Here is a 14876-nt window from a genome sequence, read left to right on the forward strand (position 1 = left end):
CCGGTACACTGCCTTTGCCTTTTCCAACCTGATGCCTCCGGCGAAGAGGGCTGCCTCCATTTTTTCTTTTATTTGCCCGTAATCGCCAAAGCGCTCAAGCTTTGGTTAACAAAGCCTTACTCCTGAGGCAGTTTAGGGGTCGAACTGGTGCGAAGCTGCATCAAATCTGTGTCAAAAAATGGGCGGATTACAATATGTTGTGGGCATGGGGAAAACGCCCACAACGCTGGGTTGGGTCAATTGATGACCGATTCAGTGAAGCTGGCCTGATTCACACCCAAGGCCGCGCCTGCGCCGATTCTGCTTCGTAATTGCTGATCGATTCGGCTTTCTCCATCGTCAGGCCGATGTCGTCCAGGCCCTCCATCAGGCAGTGCTTCTTGAACGAATCGAGTTCGAAGCGGAACACCTCGCCGTCCGAAGTTGTCACCGTCTGGGCGTCGAGGTCGACGGTCATTCGCGCGTTGGCACCCTTCTCGGCGTCCTTCATCAGCACGTCCACCTGCTCTTGCGGGAGCGCGATCGGCAGGATGCCGTTCTTGAAGCAGTTGTTGTAGAAGATATCGGCGAAACTCGGCGCGATCACGCAGCGGATGCCAAAATCCTTGATCGCCCAGGGCGCGTGCTCGCGGCTCGAGCCGCAGCCGAAATTGTCGCCGGCCACCAGGATCTCGGCGTCGCGGTACTGGGGCTTGTTCAGGACGAAGTCCGGGATCTCGTTGCCGTCGCCGTCATAGCGCATCTCGTCGAAGAGATTCACGCCGAGGCCCGACCGCTTGATCGTCTTGAGGAACTGTTTGGGGATAATCATGTCGGTGTCGACATTGATCTGTGGCATCGGCGCCGCGATCCCCGTGAGGGTTTCGAATTTTTCCATGTCTGTCTCCATCCGGGACACGCAAGGCGTCCCCGCGCGTGTCACTTGTTCAGTCGCTGCTCGAGCTTGTCCTTCACCGCGCCCTTGGCGGTGCGCAGAAACAACGCGAAGGCGATCAGCCCCGACCCGTTGAACAGAAGCTCGATGCCGAGCAGGATGCCCAGCAGCGACGGTGCGATCTGGAAGAAGTTCGCGACGATGTATGCGGCCAGCAGAACCGAGAGAGCCCCCGAGATCAGCATCGGCCAGAAAACCTTGGTCTCCTTCATGCGGAACGCCGTGACGAGCCGCAGGACGCCGTTGGCCGCGATCAGGATGGTGGCAAGCGTGGCCAGCGAGATGATCCCGCTGAGCGGTTCGAACACCAGCGACAGTCCCAGCAGCACCATCAGTGCGCCCAGACCGATCCCCAGTAGTTTCGACGTTCCACTTTCCTCGCTGAACCCGGCATAGATCTGGATGCCGCCGGTCAGCAGGAAGGTGATGCCCGCCAGCACGGTCACGGCGAAGGATGCCGCGATCGGGTTGGCCAGAACGAAGATGCCGAAGAGGATCGACAGGATGCCGGCGATCAGCCACTTGACCCAGAGTTTCATCGCGAATTTCCCTTTTGATTTGAGTACTCGGGCGCAGCTTACATCAAGTCGCGCACATCCGTCAGGTGTCCCGTGATGGCGGCTGCTGCAGCCATCGCGGGGCTCATCAGATGGGTGCGACCGCCGCGACCCTGACGACCCTCGAAATTGCGGTTCGAGGTGGCCGCGCAGCGCTCGCCCGGCGACAGCTGGTCGGGGTTCATCGCCAAACACATCGAGCAGCCCGCGAGCCGCCATTCGAAACCGGCCTCCTTGAAGACCTCGGCCAGACCCTCCTCCTCGGCCTGGGCGCGCACCAGACCGGACCCGGGCACGACCATCGCGCGCAGCCCGTCCTTGATCTTCTTGCCCTTGAGGATCTCGGCCGCGGCGCGCAGATCCTCGATCCGCCCGTTGGTGCAGGAGCCGATGAAGACGGTGTCGATGGCGACCTCCGACAGCGGCGTGCCGGGCTTCAGCCCCATGTAGTCGAGCGAGCGCTTGGCGGCGTCGACCTTACCGCCCTTGAAGTCCTCGGGCGCCGGCACGGCGGCCGTGATCGGCAGCACATCCTCGGGCGAGGTGCCCCAGGTGACCACCGGCGCGATGTCCTCGCCTTTCAGGGTCACGACCTTGTCCCACTGCGCGTCATCGTCCGAATGCAGCGTCTTCCACCAGGTCATCGCCGCTTCCCACTGCGCGCCCTTCGGCGCATGCGGACGGCCCGTGCAGTATTCGAAGGTCTTTTCGTCGGGTGCGATCAGGCCGGCGCGGGCGCCGCCCTCGATGGCCATGTTGCAGACCGTCATCCGGCCTTCCATCGACAGATCGCGGATCGCCTCGCCGCAATACTCGATCACGTAGCCGGTGCCGCCGGCGGTTCCGGTCGCGCCGATCACCGACAGGGTGATGTCCTTGGCCGTGACGCCCGGGCGCAGCTTGCCGGTGATCTCGACCTTCATGTTCTTGGATTTCTTCTGGATCAGCGTCTGCGTGGCCAGCACGTGCTCGACCTCGGACGTGCCGATGCCGTGGGCCAGCGCCCCGAAGGCGCCGTGGGTGGCGGTGTGGCTGTCGCCGCAGACCACGGTCATGCCGGGCAGGGTCCAGCCCTGCTCGGGTCCGACGATGTGCACGATGCCCTGGCGCACGTCGCTGACCGGGTAGTAGTGGATGCCGAAATCCTTAGCGTTCTTGTCGAGCGCCTCGACCTGGATGCGGCTGTCTTCGGTCATCGTCGCCGCATTGGCGCGGTCGAGCGTCGTGGGCACGTTGTGATCCGGCACCGCGATGGTCTTGTCCGGCGCGCGTACGGTGCGTCCGGACATGCGCAGCCCCTCGAAGGCCTGCGGGCTGGTCACCTCGTGAACGAGATGGCGGTCGATGTAGAGCAGGCAGGTGCCGTCGTCGGCCTCGTGGGCGACATGGGCATCCCATATCTTGTCGTAGAGCGTCTTGGGGGACATCGGTCCTCTCCGTTTTGCTGGAATGTCTTTGGTCTGGCGAGTGTGGGCGCGCGCCTACAGGCGGGCCAGCACCGTGCGGGTGGCCCCGAAGAAGCGTTCTTGCAGGCGCATGCGATCGCAGTGATCGAAGTCGAAGATCGAGTGATCCGGCATGGCGTCCAGATACTCCCCTTTGCGGATTCTATCAAGCGCGGGCGGCAGGTTGGCGGGACACGGGTGCGGGCCGGTTGTGACCGCTTGTCGGCAGGCCGGGCTTGTGCAACGCTTCCTGCCGAGGGAGGGCAGGGTGAACCCGGAAGACGGTCCATTCGCAGAAGCACTGATGTCGGTCGACGACATCTACACGATGATCGTGAGCTTCGCGCAAAGCATCCTGACGCCGGGCTGGCGCCAGAACCAGATCCTCATCGTGCTGGGCCTCGTGGTGATCTGCTGGGTGCTGCATCGCGTCTCGGGGAACATGCTCGAAAACTGGGTCCGGGCGCGCGGAGGCTGGTCGAAATGGCAGTTGCGCGTGGTCGTGCAGCTGCGCCGGCGGCTCGGACTGATCTGGTACGCGGTTCTTGCCGGGTCGGTTTACCTCGTGATGCAGCAGATCACCTGGCCCTCGCGGTCCTACCTGATCGGGGTCACGGCGACGCTGGCGCTGGTCTGGGTCTGCATCGCCTTCGCCGCGCGGCTGGTGCGCAACCGGCCGATGCGCCGGCTGGTGACCTGGGGGCTGTGGATCTATGCCACGCTCTACCTGCTGGGCGTCGCAGACGAGGTGTCGACGGCGCTCGACGATTTCTCCATCGATATCGGCGAATTCCACTTTTCGCTGCTGACGCTGATCACCGCAGTCGTCGCCATCGGGGCGTTCCTCACGCTGGCGCGCGTTGTGTCCGGCGCCACCGCGTCGAGCATCCGCCGCAACGAGGACATCAGCCCCTCGATGCAGGAGCTTGCTGTCAAGGGCATCCAGATCGTCCTTTATGGCTTTGCCTTCTTCTTCGCGGTCAAGGCGGTGGGCATCGACCTCACCGGGCTTGCCGTGTTCTCGGGCGCGATCGGCGTCGGCTTGGGCTTCGGCCTGCAGAAGGTCGTGTCGAACCTGGTGTCGGGCGTGATCATCCTGCTCGACAAGTCGATCAAGCCGGGCGACGTCATCTCGCTGGGCGAGACATTCGGCTGGATCAACTCGCTGGGTGCGCGCTACGTCTCGGTGGTCACCCGCGACGGCAAGGAATACCTGATTCCGAACGAGGACCTGATCACCGGGCAGGTGGTCAACTGGTCGCATTCGGACGACTTCGTGCGGCTCGATATCTATTTCGGAACGTCCTACGCCGACGATCCGCACCTCGTGCGCAAGCTGGCCATCGAGGCGGCCTCCGGCGTGTCGCGGGTGCTTGGTCCACCGAAAGTGCCGGTCTGCCACATCGTCGGCTTCGGAGACAGTTCGATCGACTACATCCTGCGCTTCTGGATCCGCGACCCGACCGGGGGTCTGACCAACATCCGCGGCAACGTCTACTTGGCGCTCTGGGACAAGTTCAAGGAAAACGGCTTCTCCATCCCGTTCCCGCAGCGCGAGGTCCGTATCCTCAACGAGCAGATGACCGTGCGCAGCGCGGCGGAGGCGGCCCCGGACTGACGCGTCGGGCCGGAAACCGGGCCGCGACGTGCCGTCAGGCGCCGTCCGGGACCGCCGGAGACACGGCGTTGTCATTGAAATGTCGCCTTGCCGTTGCTAATTTTAAGGCATCCCCAGCGCCGGGGGCCAGGCGGCGCGATCAAAGGAGGACGATGTCCTGTCTACACATGTTGATGCGGTCACATCCGCGCAATCCGGGTCGCCTGTGATGGGTAATGCGACCGAAACGGCCACAAGCGAAGAGCTTCTGGCGACCATTCTCTCCTCACTCCAAGACGACAAGGCCGAAGACGTCGTGCAGATCGACCTGCACGGCAAGACGGCGTTTGGCGACTACATGGTGATCTGCTCGGGCCGTTCGACCCGGCAGGTGGCGTCCATCTCCGAAAAACTGGCGCAGCGCGTCAAGGAGGCTTACGGGCGCCCGGTGCGGATAGAAGGCAAGGATGCGGGTGACTGGGTGCTGATCGACACCGGGGACGTGATCGTTCACGTGTTCCGTCCCGAGGTGCGCGACTTCTACCAGCTGGAAAAGATGTGGCAGCCGATGCAGCCTGCCAGCGCCGCAAGCAACTGACCCGCCGGGCCGGGTGACCTGACCGCATGCGTGTGCATATCTGCGCCGTCGGCAGGCTGAAGACCGGTCCGGAAAAATCCATCATCGACGATTACCTGAAGCGGTTCGACCGTTCCGGGCGCGCCCACGGACTTGGCCCGGCACGCGTGATCGAGGTCGACGACCGCAAGGGCGGGGGCATGGAGGCCGAAGCGGCGCTGCTGCGCCGCGCGGTTCCGGACCGCGCCGTGACCTGCGTGCTCGACGAACGCGGCCGGCAGGTGTCCTCGCCCGAATTCGCGGCCCGGATCGCAGGCTGGCGCGACGCAGGCCACGGCGATCTGGCTTTGCTGATCGGCGGCGCCGACGGGCTGTCGCCGGATCTGCGCGCGCAGGCCGATTTCGCGCTGTCCTTCGGGCCGATGGTCTGGCCGCACATGCTGGTGCGCGTCATGCTGGCCGAACAGCTTTACCGAGCCGCCTCGATCCTCGCGGGCGCGCCCTATCACCGGGCGTGACGGCTAAGGCAGGCGGACGATCGTGGTTTTCGGGTTCCAGCCGGTGACGGAGTCGCGGGTCTGAATCTGCACCCGTTCCGTGCCTTCCGGGATGCGCACCGAGGAGAGCGAGCGGGTGAAAGGCTGTTCCTCGACATGCGGGTGCAGGAGTTCGCGAATGCCGAGGACATTGCCGTCCATGTCGAGAACGCGCCATGCGTCGGCGTAATGGTCCCAGCCCTCATCGGCATGCGACACGGTCACGGCGAACTTCCAGGTGCTGCCCGTGCGGGTCACCTGCACGTTCTCGACGCGCGGCGGACCGGCGAGGGCCGGCAGGGCGAGCATGGCAAGGACAAGTGTGACGAATCTCATGGGACCACCGCAGAACTGCAAACAACAGATAACATCCGGAACTTAATCGCCCAGCAGGATTTTTGCGAGGGCATGGCGCGAATTCGCAGGCTCCGGTTTGGCGAGACGACGATCCGGAGCGCGCCGGAGGGTGTGGACGGAAAAGGCCATTGGTCGCATCTTGGTCCTGCCAACTTGCCACCCGGCAGGGGCAGCCATATCATCGCCCGGTGCAGGAGGACGTCTGATGGAAATGCCCAGTCCCGACCCGAGTGTGATCGAGCGCAAGGCGCGTGTCGTGGCGCGATTGCTCGAGGTCCTGCCCGGCGACGCGGTGATCCACGACGAACATGAAACCCGTGCCTACGAATGCGATGCGCTGACCGCCTACAAGTGTCCGCCGATGATCGCGGTCCTGCCCGCCACGACCGAGGAAGTGGCAGCCGTCTTGCGGATCTGTCATGCGGAAGGCGTTCCGGTGGTGCCCCGCGGCTCGGGCACTTCGCTCGCGGGCGGCGCGCTGCCGACCGCGGATTGCGTGCTTCTTGGCGTGGCGCGCATGAACGACGTTCTCGAGACCGACTACGACAACCGCTTCATCCGCGTGCAATCGGGCCGCACCAACCTCAGCGTGACCGGCGCAGTCGAGGAGGACGGCTTTTTCTACGCCCCTGACCCGTCGAGCCAGCTGGCCTGCGCCATCGCCGGGAACATCGCGATGAATTCGGGCGGCGCGCATTGCCTGAAATACGGCGTGACCACCAACAACCTGATGGGTGTTACGCTGGTCACGATGGAGGGCGAGGTGCTCGAGATCGGGGGGCCGTATCTCGACTCCGGCGGGCTCGACCTGCTTGGCCTGATCTGCGGCTCGGAAGGCCAGCTGGGTGTCGTCACCGAGGCGACGCTGCGCATCCTGCCCAAACCCGAAGGCGCGCGGCCGGTGCTGATTGGCTTCGACGACAATGCCGTCGCCGGCGCTTGCGTGAGCGACATCATCAAGGCCGGCGTTTTGCCGGTGGCGATCGAGTTCATGGACCGGATCTGCATCGAGACCACCGAAGCTTTCGCGCAGGCCGGCTATCCGATGTGCGAGGCGCTCCTGATCGTAGAGGTCGAAGGGTCGGAAGCCGAGATCGACGCGCAACTGGCCCTGATCGTCGAGATTGCGCGCCGCCACGACCCGGTGGAGGTTCGCGAAAGCCGCTCGACCGAGGAAAGCGCGCGCATCTGGCTGGGGCGCAAGTCGGCCTTCGGTGCGATGGGCCAGATCAGCGACTACATGTGTCTCGACGGCACGATCCCGGTCAGCGCGTTGCCCGAGGTCCTGCGACGGATCGGCGAGATGTCCCGCGACTTTGGGCTGCGGGTCGGCAACGTGTTTCACGCCGGGGACGGCAACATGCATCCGCTGATCCTGTTCGACGCCAACAAGCCCGGCGACCTGGAGCTTTGCGAGGCCTTCGGCGCGGAGATCCTGAAGCTCTGCGTCGAGGCGGGCGGGTGTCTGACCGGAGAACATGGCGTGGGGATCGAGAAGCGCGACCTGATGGGCGTGCAATATGGTGCCGACGATCTCGAGGTGCAGATGGCGGTCAAGGATGTTTTCGATCCGCACTGGCTGCTTAACCCTGCGAAGGTGTTCCCGCTGGCGGCGTCAGAGGATCGCCGGGCGGCGGCGCTGGCCGCTGAGTAACGAATTAGACGGGGGCTCTGCCCCCGCCGCCCTGCGGGCGGCTCCCCCGGGATATTTTTGAACCAGAGATGTGCATGACCCCCGAAACCGAAGAGGACCTCGCCGAGATGATCCGGGCGAGCAACGCCCCCCTGTCGATCCGCGGCGGGGGCACGCAGGACCTGCCGGGATCTGGGCCGTCGCTGTCGACGGAGAAGCTGTCGGGCATCCGGCTTTACGAGCCCGGGGCGCTGACCGTGGTGGCGGCGGCGGGGACGCCGCTGGCGGAACTCGAGGAGACGCTGGCGGCGGAGAACCAGCGCTTGGCCTTCGAGCCCTATGATGCGCGGGTGCTCCTGGAGACGGGCGGTGCGCCGACGATCGGCGGGGTGATGGCGGCGAACCGCAGCGGGCCGCGCCGGATCCAGGTCGGTGCGGCGCGGGATTTCGCGCTGGGCCTGCGGTTTGTCGACGGGGCCGGGCGCATCGTCAAGAACGGCGGGCGGGTGATGAAAAACGTGACCGGCTACGACCTCGTGAAGCTGATGTGCGGGGCGTTCGGGCGGCTCGGGGTGCTGACCGAGGTGGCGCTGAAGGTGTTGCCGGTGCCGGAGACGGAAGCCACGCTGATGCTGCGCGACCTGCCCGAGGACGTGTCGATCCGGGCGATGGCCTCGGCGCTGGGCTCGCCCTTCGAAGTGAGCGGCGCCGGGCATTGCGCAAAGATCATCGAGGGTGGGCCGGTGACGCTGCTGCGCGTCGAAGGCTTCGAGACATCCGTTCGCTACCGGATTGGTCAACTCAAGGAGCGCCTGGCGGACTTCGGCGCGGAAATGCAGGTGATGGAGGACGGCGCCTCGCGCTGGGTCTGGGACGGTGTGCGCGATGCGCCCCTGATGCGCGACCTGCCGGGCGATGTCTGGCGCGTGTCCTGCAAACCCTCCGAAGCCACTGACCTGATGGCGCGCAGCGGCGCGCGGGGCTGGTACTTCGACTGGGGGGGCGGGCTGATCTGGGTGCGGATGCCGGAAGGAGAGGATCTCAGGGCGCAGCTGGGACGGTTTGCCGGACATGCGACGCTGATGCGCGCAGCACCCGAGACCCGGGCGCGGCTGGGTGTGCTGCCGCCCGAGCCGCCGGGGATCGCGCGGCTGTCCGAGGGGCTGCGCGCGCGTTTCGATCCGCGTGGGATCTTTAACCCGGGCCTTGCCGCGCCGGAGGCGGGCTGAGATGCAGACAAGCTTCAGCGACGCGCAACTGCGCGACCCGGACACGCAGCGCAGCAACGAGATCCTGCGCGCCTGCGTGCATTGCGGCTTTTGCACGGCGACCTGCCCGACCTACCAGGTGCTGGGAGACGAGCTCGACAGTCCGCGCGGGCGCATCTACCTGATCAAGGACATGCTCGAGAACGCGCGCGCACCCGACGCGAAGACCGTCAAGCACATCGACCGATGCCTGAGCTGCCTTGCCTGCATGACGACCTGCCCGTCGGGCGTGCACTACATGCATCTCGTCGATCATGCCCGCGCCTACATCGAAGAGCGCTACCGCAGGCCCTTCACCGACCGGGCGCTGCGCTGGCTGCTGTCGCGCATCCTGCCTTACCCGGCCCGCTTCCGGCTGGCGCTGGCGGGCGCGAAGCTGGGCCGGCCCTTTGCCCGGCTGATGCCGGATGCGCGGCTGCGGGCGATGCTGGAGATGGCGCCGAAGACGATCCCGCCGGTCAGCCGCAACGACGATCCGCAGAGCTTTGCCCCGGCCTCGCCGCGGCGCATGCGGGTGGCGCTGATGACCGGGTGCGCGCAGCGCGCGCTCAACACCGACATCAACGACGCGACGATCCGCCTGCTGACCCGTCTCGGCTGCGAGGTGGTGGTGTCCGAGGGCGCCGGTTGCTGCGGCGCGCTGACCCATCACATGGGGCGCGCCGACGAAAGCCACGCGTCGGCCGCGCGCAACATCCGGGCGTGGGCGCGGGAGATCGACGCCGGCGGACTCGATGCGATCGTCATCAATACCAGCGGGTGCGGGACCACGGTAAAGGATTATGGCCACATGTTCCGTAACGATGCGCTGGCGCAGGATGCCGCACGCGTCTCGGCGCTGGCCGCGGATATCTCGGAGGTGGTGACACGGCTCGACCTGCCGGCGGTTTCTACGCCGCGCGAGCTGACCGTGGCCTACCACGCGGCCTGCTCGCTGCAGCACGGCCAGAAGATCAAGAGCCTGCCGAAGGATCTGCTGAAACGCGCGGGGTTCAAGGTCGTGGAGCCGGCGGACCCGCATCTGTGCTGCGGCTCGGCCGGCACCTACAACCTGATGCAGCCCGAGATCTCCGGCCAGCTGAAGGTGCGGAAGGTCCGGACGCTAGAGGCAAGGGCACCGGACGTCATCGCTGCCGGCAACATCGGCTGCATGATGCAGATCGGCTCGGGGACAAAGGTGCCGGTGGTACATACCGTCGAGCTGCTCGACTGGGCGACCGGCGGCCCCGTGCCTCCAGCCCTGAACGGGTGAACAGGCAACTGGTTCGCGCGAACCCGCGTGGCGGGACCCACCGACAGAAACAGGCGTTTCTCACGACTGAAAGCACGTCTGGCGTGCACCCGCGCCGCAATTTCGCCGCATCCATCGTCTAGGTCATTCGGACGATGGAAGGGAGTGCGTGTTGGGTGTCGTGAAGTTTCTGATTTTGCCGCTTTTCTTGATCGCTGCGGGGGCCTCGGCGCAGGAGGACGGGCTGCGACGCCTTGCGACCGGGGACGACGCGCAGGCCTGGCAGGCCGTGGGCCGGCTCGACATCGGCGGGATGGGGTTCTGCACCGGAGCGCTGATCGCGCCGCGCATGGTCCTGACGGCGGCGCATTGTCTCTATGACAAGGCGACCGGCGAACGCATCAATCACGAGGCCGTGCAGTTCCTGGCTGGCTGGCGCGACGGGCGCGCCTCGGCCTACCGCCAGGTGCGCCGCGCGGTACTGCACCCGGCTTATGTCTACGACGCCAACGCCTCGTCCGACCGGGTGCGCAACGATCTTGCCCTGCTCGAGCTCGATCATCCGATCCGCAACACGACGATCCGGCCGTTCGACACCGCCGAGCGTCCCGACACCGGCGAACGCGTCGGTGTCGTCAGCTACGCGCGGGACCGTTCCGAAGCGCCCTCGTTGCAGGAGGTCTGCACCGTTCTGGCGCGCCAGGAAGGGATGCTGATTACCTCCTGCTCGGTCGATTTCGGATCCTCCGGCGCGCCGATCTTCACTTTCGCGGACGGGCGCGCGCATATCGTGTCGGTGGTTTCGGCCAAGGCCGAGATGGACGGGCAGCGTGTCTCGCTGGGCACGTCGCTCGGTGCGCCGCTTGCGCTTCTCAAGTCCGAACTGGCTGCCGGAAAAGGTGTCTACGAGGTGGCCGGTTCCCGGGTGAACCGGATCCGTGTCGGCAGCGATCACGTCGCCGACGGCGCCAAGTTCGTGCGGCCATGACAGGCGTCCGCATTGCAGGACGCATGGCGTCCGGGATGGCTCTGGCCGCGCTGCTGCTCGGGGCGTCCCCGGCGCTGGCGCAATCGAGTGGATTGCGCGGGCTGGGAACCGAGAACGAAGGCTTGGCCTGGCAGGCGATCGGACGCCTCGATGCCAAAGGGGCGGGGTTCTGCACCGCAACGCTGATCGACCCTGAAACGGTGATAACCGCGGCCCACTGCGTCTATTCCGCGCGGACCGGCGCCGTGATCGACCCGCAGGGCATGACCTTCCGGGCCGGGCTGCGCGATGGACAGGCCGCGGCCGAGCGCGCGGTTGCGCAGGTCGAGGCGCATCCGGGCTATCGCCCACGCGGCGGTGTCAGCGCCGAGAACGTGCGCCATGACGTGGCGCTTCTGCGGCTGGCAGAGCCGATCCCGACCCATGTGATCGACCCGTTCCTCGTCGCCGAGAGCGACCCGCGCACTGGGTCTGTCAGCGTCGTATCCTACGGCCGCGGACGCGAAACTCTGCCGTCACGCCAGGCAAGTTGCAACACGCTGGGCACGCGCGACGACATCGTGATGATGGACTGCGACGTGACCTTCGGCTCTTCGGGCGCGCCGGTCTTCAGCCACCGCAACGGCCGGGGGCGCATCGTGTCCCTGATCTCGAGCGGGGGCAACGTCGACGGGCAGTTCTACACCTACGGCATGGCGCTCCCGGCCATCGTGGCCGACCTGCGGCGGCAGATGCGCGCGAACAGCCGCGGTCCGGTGGCGACCATCCGGCGCGTGCAGGTCGGCACCGCGGGGAACAATTCTTCGGGCGGCACCGGGGCGAAGTTCGTGCGCGCCCCGGGGGGTTGAAACCGGAATCATCCCTTCCCACATGAGCGGTACCGGGACGCCAGTACGGGTTCCGGGAAGAAAACCAACGGGTTCGTCCAGACGGAGAGCCCGAATGTTTGTCGCTCAAGAAAGAGGATGAATGACAATGCGTACGTTTGATCTTGCACCGCTTTACCGTGCAACCGTCGGCTTCGACCAGATCGCCGACATGATGGACCGGGTCCTGTCGACCGAGGCAGCACAACCGTCCTACCCTCCCTACAACATCGAGAAGCTGGGTGATGACGCCTATCGCATCTCGATCGCCGTGGCCGGCTTTTCCGATGCCGACCTGTCGGTCGAAGTGCGTGAGCACGCCCTGATCGTCTCTGCCCGCAAGGCCGAGGACGATGGCGAGCGCACCTACCTGCACCGCGGCATCGCGACGCGCGCCTTCGAGCGCCGCTTCCAGCTGGCCGACCACGTGCAGGTCACCGGCGCCACCCATGTCGATGGCATGCTGAACATCGACCTGGTCCGTGAGGTGCCCGAGGCCCTCAAGCCGCGCCAGATCGAGATCAGCTCGACCAAGCAGATCGAGAAGGACGTGGTCGACGCCTCCACCGTCAACTGATCGCGCCACTCTCTGCACAAAAGGAAAGGCCCGGCAATCGCCGGGCCTTTTTTGCGGGAGGTGATTTTCCGGCTTAAAGCTTGCCGATCGGGAAGAACATCGTCTCGCCGGAGTGGTCGTCGACGCCGTCGTTGTCGGTGACGACAAAGCCCTCGCCCTCGGGCGTGATGCCGAACCCTTCGACCTTGTCGAGAACGAAGCCCCCGGTCGATGTCAGATCTTCGAGCAGGTCGCGCACCTCTTCCTTGGCGACCACCGGCAGGTCCCCACCCAACGCCGCAGGCGTCATGTCGGTCAGGGCAACCCGGTAGATCTTTTTGGTCTTCGCCGCTGCGCCATGCTGATTGTCGCGTTCGACGATGTAGAGGTGATCGCCATGATGCGTGATCTCGGACAGGCCGACCCATCCGGCACCGGGCGCGTCGAGCGGATAGCGCACCGCACCCCATTCTCCGGTTTCGGGGGTGTAGGCGACCAGCTTGACGTGGCCCGCGGGATCGTCGCGCCACTCGCGCTGGACCGCCATCCAGAGCGTGCCGTCCACCATCGCGATGCCCTCGAAGCCGAACCGCTTCTCGACGGCCATCAGTTCCTCGGGCAGCCCGACCTCTTCCTCGATTTCACCCTCGGCGTTCACATGCAGAAGCGCGTGCGGGATCAATCGGTCGGTCCGGCCTTCGCTGGCCAGCCAGAAGCCTCCCGCGCCGTCGCCGGTGATGCCCTCGAGGTCGATCTTCTGGGCCGGCATGCCGGCGCGGGTGATGTCGATGGCGGCGGTGATCCGCGCCGGGGTCGAGGTCGCGTCGATGCGGAAGATCCGCGGCTGGTAGCCGTAGAAGCTGTCGCTGATCGCGTAGATCTCTCCGGGTGAGACGGCGAAGAGACCCGAGAGCGCCCCCCAACCGGTTAGGTCCGCCATGCCCTCGCTCGTGAGGTGCGGGTAGGCGGCCGGTGCCTCGGCGTATTCGTAGATCATCACATGCGCGCGCGCGCCACCGTCCTCGACCAGATCGGCCTCGTTGGCCGAAACCAGCAGGTTGCGCTCCGGGATGGTGACGTAACCCTCCGGCCCGACGCCCGAGGGCAGAAGCTGTTTCAGAACGGGGTTGGCCGGATCGGTTGCATCGTAGACACCGACCACCGAGGCGCGCTCGGCACCGACGAAGATCATCGGGGTGCCGCCGAAGGTGGCCGCGGTCACCGACTCGGGCTCGACCCCCTTGGCGTCCGAGCGCTTGTCGGGGTAGTGGCCGATCTTCACGATCGCCTGTTCGAAGCTGGTACCGCTGTCGTAGACCACGGACCCGTCCCTGGCGAAGATCGTCCAGCCGCGGCTGCCGCCTTCGTAGTCGCCTTCGTTGGCGGTGGCGAAATGATCGCCGTCGATCCATTTCACCGCGTCGGGCTCGCGCTTGCGGCCTTGCTGGCTTTCGTCGAAGACCAGCGCGCCGCGTTCGTCCGTGGCGTCGATGCCGTCGAGATCCACGGCACCGGCGGAGAAATGCGAGACCACGACGCCGTCGCGGTCCAGCACGACGATGTGGTTGTTCTCCTGCAAGGTCACGACCGTCTCGCCGTTTGCATTGATGTCGACGAATTCGGGTTCCGGATCCCCGGGGGCGATCTCGGCCAAGCCGGTGATGTCCGCCTTGATCATCCCGTCGCAATCGAGCGCGCCGTCCTGCAACGGGATCAGCGCCACGCCGCCGGCGGGCAGTTGCGGGATCACGCCGTCGTTCAGATCCTCGTTCCGCTCGTTCTCGATGGCCACGGCGATGAAGCTGGCATCGGGCGCCTTGGCAACGCTGTCTGGCTGCCCGCCGAGGTCGCAGGCGCCCAGTTCCTCGCCGCTGGCCACGTCGAAGGCATGCAGACCGCCGGACGGCGCGGTGTAGCTTTCGGATGTGTTGATCCCGACGAAGGCGGTGCTCTCGATCACCGCGACCGCCGTCGGCTCACCGCCGAGAGATACATTGCCCAGCGGCTTCGGATTCGCCGGATCGGTGATGTCGATGCGCCCCAGAACGCCCAAGGGGCTGTCGGTGTAGACCAGCGTCATGCCGTCGGCGGTGACGTCGATGATCTCGGGGGAGGTCTCTCGGGACGTGTCCGCGCCTTCGCCCATGTTCTGCGCGACCGGGAACGAGGCGATGCGGTTGAAGTTCATCTCCGCGGCGGCGGGCACGGCCATCAGGGCCAGCGCGGAGGTCAGGGTCAGGCGGCGCAGGGGCATGGGTCACTCCATCTGGAAAATCTTCCGGCGGAGTGACCCGGTTCTGTAACGCTACGGTAAACGTCTTATGTCGGAAC

At 65.9% G+C, this 14876-nt stretch carries 14 protein-coding genes; 9 read left to right on the plus strand and 5 right to left on the minus strand.

Features of this window, described 5'->3' with window-relative positions; genetic code table 11:
* Nucleotides 1-271: 271 nt before the first annotated feature.
* From leuD to leuC, 3 genes are read right to left on the minus strand one after another with little or no spacing between them, the layout of a single operon-like run.
* Nucleotides 272-877, minus strand: coding sequence for a 3-isopropylmalate dehydratase small subunit (leuD, locus tag R5H30_RS13315; RefSeq protein WP_318328913.1), 606 nt, complete (start codon nucleotides 875-877; stop codon nucleotides 272-274).
* A 41-nt stretch (nucleotides 878-918) separates the two neighbouring features.
* Complete coding sequence (locus R5H30_RS13320; RefSeq protein ID WP_318328915.1) at nucleotides 919-1473, minus strand: HdeD family acid-resistance protein; 555 nt, start codon at nucleotides 1471-1473, stop codon at nucleotides 919-921.
* A 38-nt stretch (nucleotides 1474-1511) separates the two neighbouring features.
* Nucleotides 1512-2918 carry a 3-isopropylmalate dehydratase large subunit gene (gene leuC, locus R5H30_RS13325; protein WP_318328916.1) on the minus strand — a complete coding sequence of 469 codons (1407 nt, stop codon included), beginning with the start codon at nucleotides 2916-2918 and terminating at the stop codon, nucleotides 1512-1514.
* A gap of 322 nt (nucleotides 2919-3240) precedes the next feature.
* Between leuC and R5H30_RS13330 the strand changes: the two genes are divergently transcribed.
* The 3 genes from R5H30_RS13330 to rlmH all read left to right on the plus strand — a co-directional run bounded on the left by R5H30_RS13330 (nucleotide 3241) and on the right by rlmH (nucleotide 5628).
* Nucleotides 3241-4554, plus strand: a complete 1314-nt coding sequence (locus tag R5H30_RS13330) for a mechanosensitive ion channel family protein (protein ID WP_412105143.1) — start codon at nucleotides 3241-3243, stop codon at nucleotides 4552-4554.
* 208 nt (nucleotides 4555-4762) lie between these two features.
* The gene (rsfS, locus tag R5H30_RS13335; RefSeq protein WP_318328917.1) at nucleotides 4763-5131 is read left to right on the plus strand and encodes a ribosome silencing factor; all 369 of its coding nucleotides are present in this window, start codon (nucleotides 4763-4765) and stop codon (nucleotides 5129-5131) included.
* Nucleotides 5132-5157: 26 nt separating this feature from the next.
* Nucleotides 5158-5628 (plus strand): 23S rRNA (pseudouridine(1915)-N(3))-methyltransferase RlmH, encoded by a 471-nt coding sequence (gene rlmH, locus R5H30_RS13340; RefSeq protein WP_318328918.1) that lies wholly within the window; start codon nucleotides 5158-5160, stop codon nucleotides 5626-5628.
* Nucleotides 5629-5631: 3 nt separating this feature from the next.
* On the opposite strand, the gene R5H30_RS13345 is transcribed toward rlmH, so the two are convergent.
* Nucleotides 5632-5982: a hypothetical protein gene (locus R5H30_RS13345; protein ID WP_318328920.1), complete on the minus strand. Its 351-nt coding sequence runs from the start codon at nucleotides 5980-5982 to the stop codon at nucleotides 5632-5634.
* A gap of 226 nt (nucleotides 5983-6208) precedes the next feature.
* On the opposite strand from R5H30_RS13345, the gene R5H30_RS13350 reads away from it, so the two are divergent.
* The 6 genes from R5H30_RS13350 to R5H30_RS13375 all read left to right on the plus strand — a co-directional run bounded on the left by R5H30_RS13350 (nucleotide 6209) and on the right by R5H30_RS13375 (nucleotide 12566).
* A complete protein-coding gene (locus tag R5H30_RS13350) occupies nucleotides 6209-7657 on the plus strand; it encodes an FAD-linked oxidase C-terminal domain-containing protein (RefSeq protein WP_318328921.1) in 1449 nt (482 codons plus the stop codon).
* A gap of 74 nt (nucleotides 7658-7731) precedes the next feature.
* The gene (locus tag R5H30_RS13355; RefSeq protein WP_318328922.1) at nucleotides 7732-8865 is read left to right on the plus strand and encodes an FAD-binding protein; all 1134 of its coding nucleotides are present in this window, start codon (nucleotides 7732-7734) and stop codon (nucleotides 8863-8865) included.
* Between the two features lies 1 nt (nucleotide 8866).
* Nucleotides 8867-10156, plus strand: a complete 1290-nt coding sequence (gene glcF / locus R5H30_RS13360; RefSeq protein WP_318328923.1) for a glycolate oxidase subunit GlcF — start codon at nucleotides 8867-8869, stop codon at nucleotides 10154-10156.
* A 160-nt stretch (nucleotides 10157-10316) separates the two neighbouring features.
* Complete coding sequence (locus R5H30_RS13365; RefSeq protein WP_318328924.1) at nucleotides 10317-11123, plus strand: trypsin-like serine peptidase; 807 nt, start codon at nucleotides 10317-10319, stop codon at nucleotides 11121-11123.
* A gap of 23 nt (nucleotides 11124-11146) precedes the next feature.
* Nucleotides 11147-11971: a trypsin-like serine peptidase gene (locus tag R5H30_RS13370; protein WP_318328925.1), complete on the plus strand. Its 825-nt coding sequence runs from the start codon at nucleotides 11147-11149 to the stop codon at nucleotides 11969-11971.
* Nucleotides 11972-12098: 127 nt separating this feature from the next.
* Nucleotides 12099-12566: an Hsp20 family protein gene (locus R5H30_RS13375; RefSeq protein ID WP_318328926.1), complete on the plus strand. Its 468-nt coding sequence runs from the start codon at nucleotides 12099-12101 to the stop codon at nucleotides 12564-12566.
* 73 nt (nucleotides 12567-12639) lie between these two features.
* Here R5H30_RS13375 and R5H30_RS13380 read toward each other — a convergent pair whose 3' ends face one another.
* The gene (locus R5H30_RS13380; protein ID WP_318328927.1) at nucleotides 12640-14799 is read right to left on the minus strand and encodes an esterase-like activity of phytase family protein; all 2160 of its coding nucleotides are present in this window, start codon (nucleotides 14797-14799) and stop codon (nucleotides 12640-12642) included.
* Nucleotides 14800-14876 lie beyond the last annotated feature (77 nt).

Origin of the sequence: Roseobacter sp. FCG-D35 (assembly GCF_033436665.1) — a bacterium.
Taxonomy (GTDB): domain Bacteria; phylum Pseudomonadota; class Alphaproteobacteria; order Rhodobacterales; family Rhodobacteraceae; genus JAWQFO01.

Excerpts from the sequence above, each read along its gene's own strand:
- leuD (WP_318328913.1), bottom strand. The coding sequence starts at position 877 with ATGGAAAAATTCGAAACCCTCACGGGGATCGCGGCGCCGATGCCACAG.
- R5H30_RS13320 (WP_318328915.1), bottom strand. The coding sequence starts at position 1,473 with ATGAAACTCTGGGTCAAGTGGCTGATCGCCGGCATCCTGTCGATCCTC.
- leuC (WP_318328916.1), bottom strand. The coding sequence starts at position 2,918 with ATGTCCCCCAAGACGCTCTACGACAAGATATGGGATGCCCATGTCGCC.
- R5H30_RS13330 (WP_412105143.1), top strand. The coding sequence starts at position 3,241 with ATGTCGGTCGACGACATCTACACGATGATCGTGAGCTTCGCGCAAAGC.
- rsfS (WP_318328917.1), top strand. The coding sequence starts at position 4,763 with ATGGGTAATGCGACCGAAACGGCCACAAGCGAAGAGCTTCTGGCGACC.
- rlmH (WP_318328918.1), top strand. The coding sequence starts at position 5,158 with ATGCGTGTGCATATCTGCGCCGTCGGCAGGCTGAAGACCGGTCCGGAA.
- R5H30_RS13345 (WP_318328920.1), bottom strand. The coding sequence starts at position 5,982 with ATGAGATTCGTCACACTTGTCCTTGCCATGCTCGCCCTGCCGGCCCTC.
- R5H30_RS13350 (WP_318328921.1), top strand. The coding sequence starts at position 6,209 with ATGGAAATGCCCAGTCCCGACCCGAGTGTGATCGAGCGCAAGGCGCGT.
- R5H30_RS13355 (WP_318328922.1), top strand. The coding sequence starts at position 7,732 with ATGACCCCCGAAACCGAAGAGGACCTCGCCGAGATGATCCGGGCGAGC.
- glcF (WP_318328923.1), top strand. The coding sequence starts at position 8,867 with ATGCAGACAAGCTTCAGCGACGCGCAACTGCGCGACCCGGACACGCAG.
- R5H30_RS13370 (WP_318328925.1), top strand. The coding sequence starts at position 11,147 with ATGGCGTCCGGGATGGCTCTGGCCGCGCTGCTGCTCGGGGCGTCCCCG.
- R5H30_RS13375 (WP_318328926.1), top strand. The coding sequence starts at position 12,099 with ATGCGTACGTTTGATCTTGCACCGCTTTACCGTGCAACCGTCGGCTTC.
- R5H30_RS13380 (WP_318328927.1), bottom strand. The coding sequence starts at position 14,799 with ATGCCCCTGCGCCGCCTGACCCTGACCTCCGCGCTGGCCCTGATGGCC.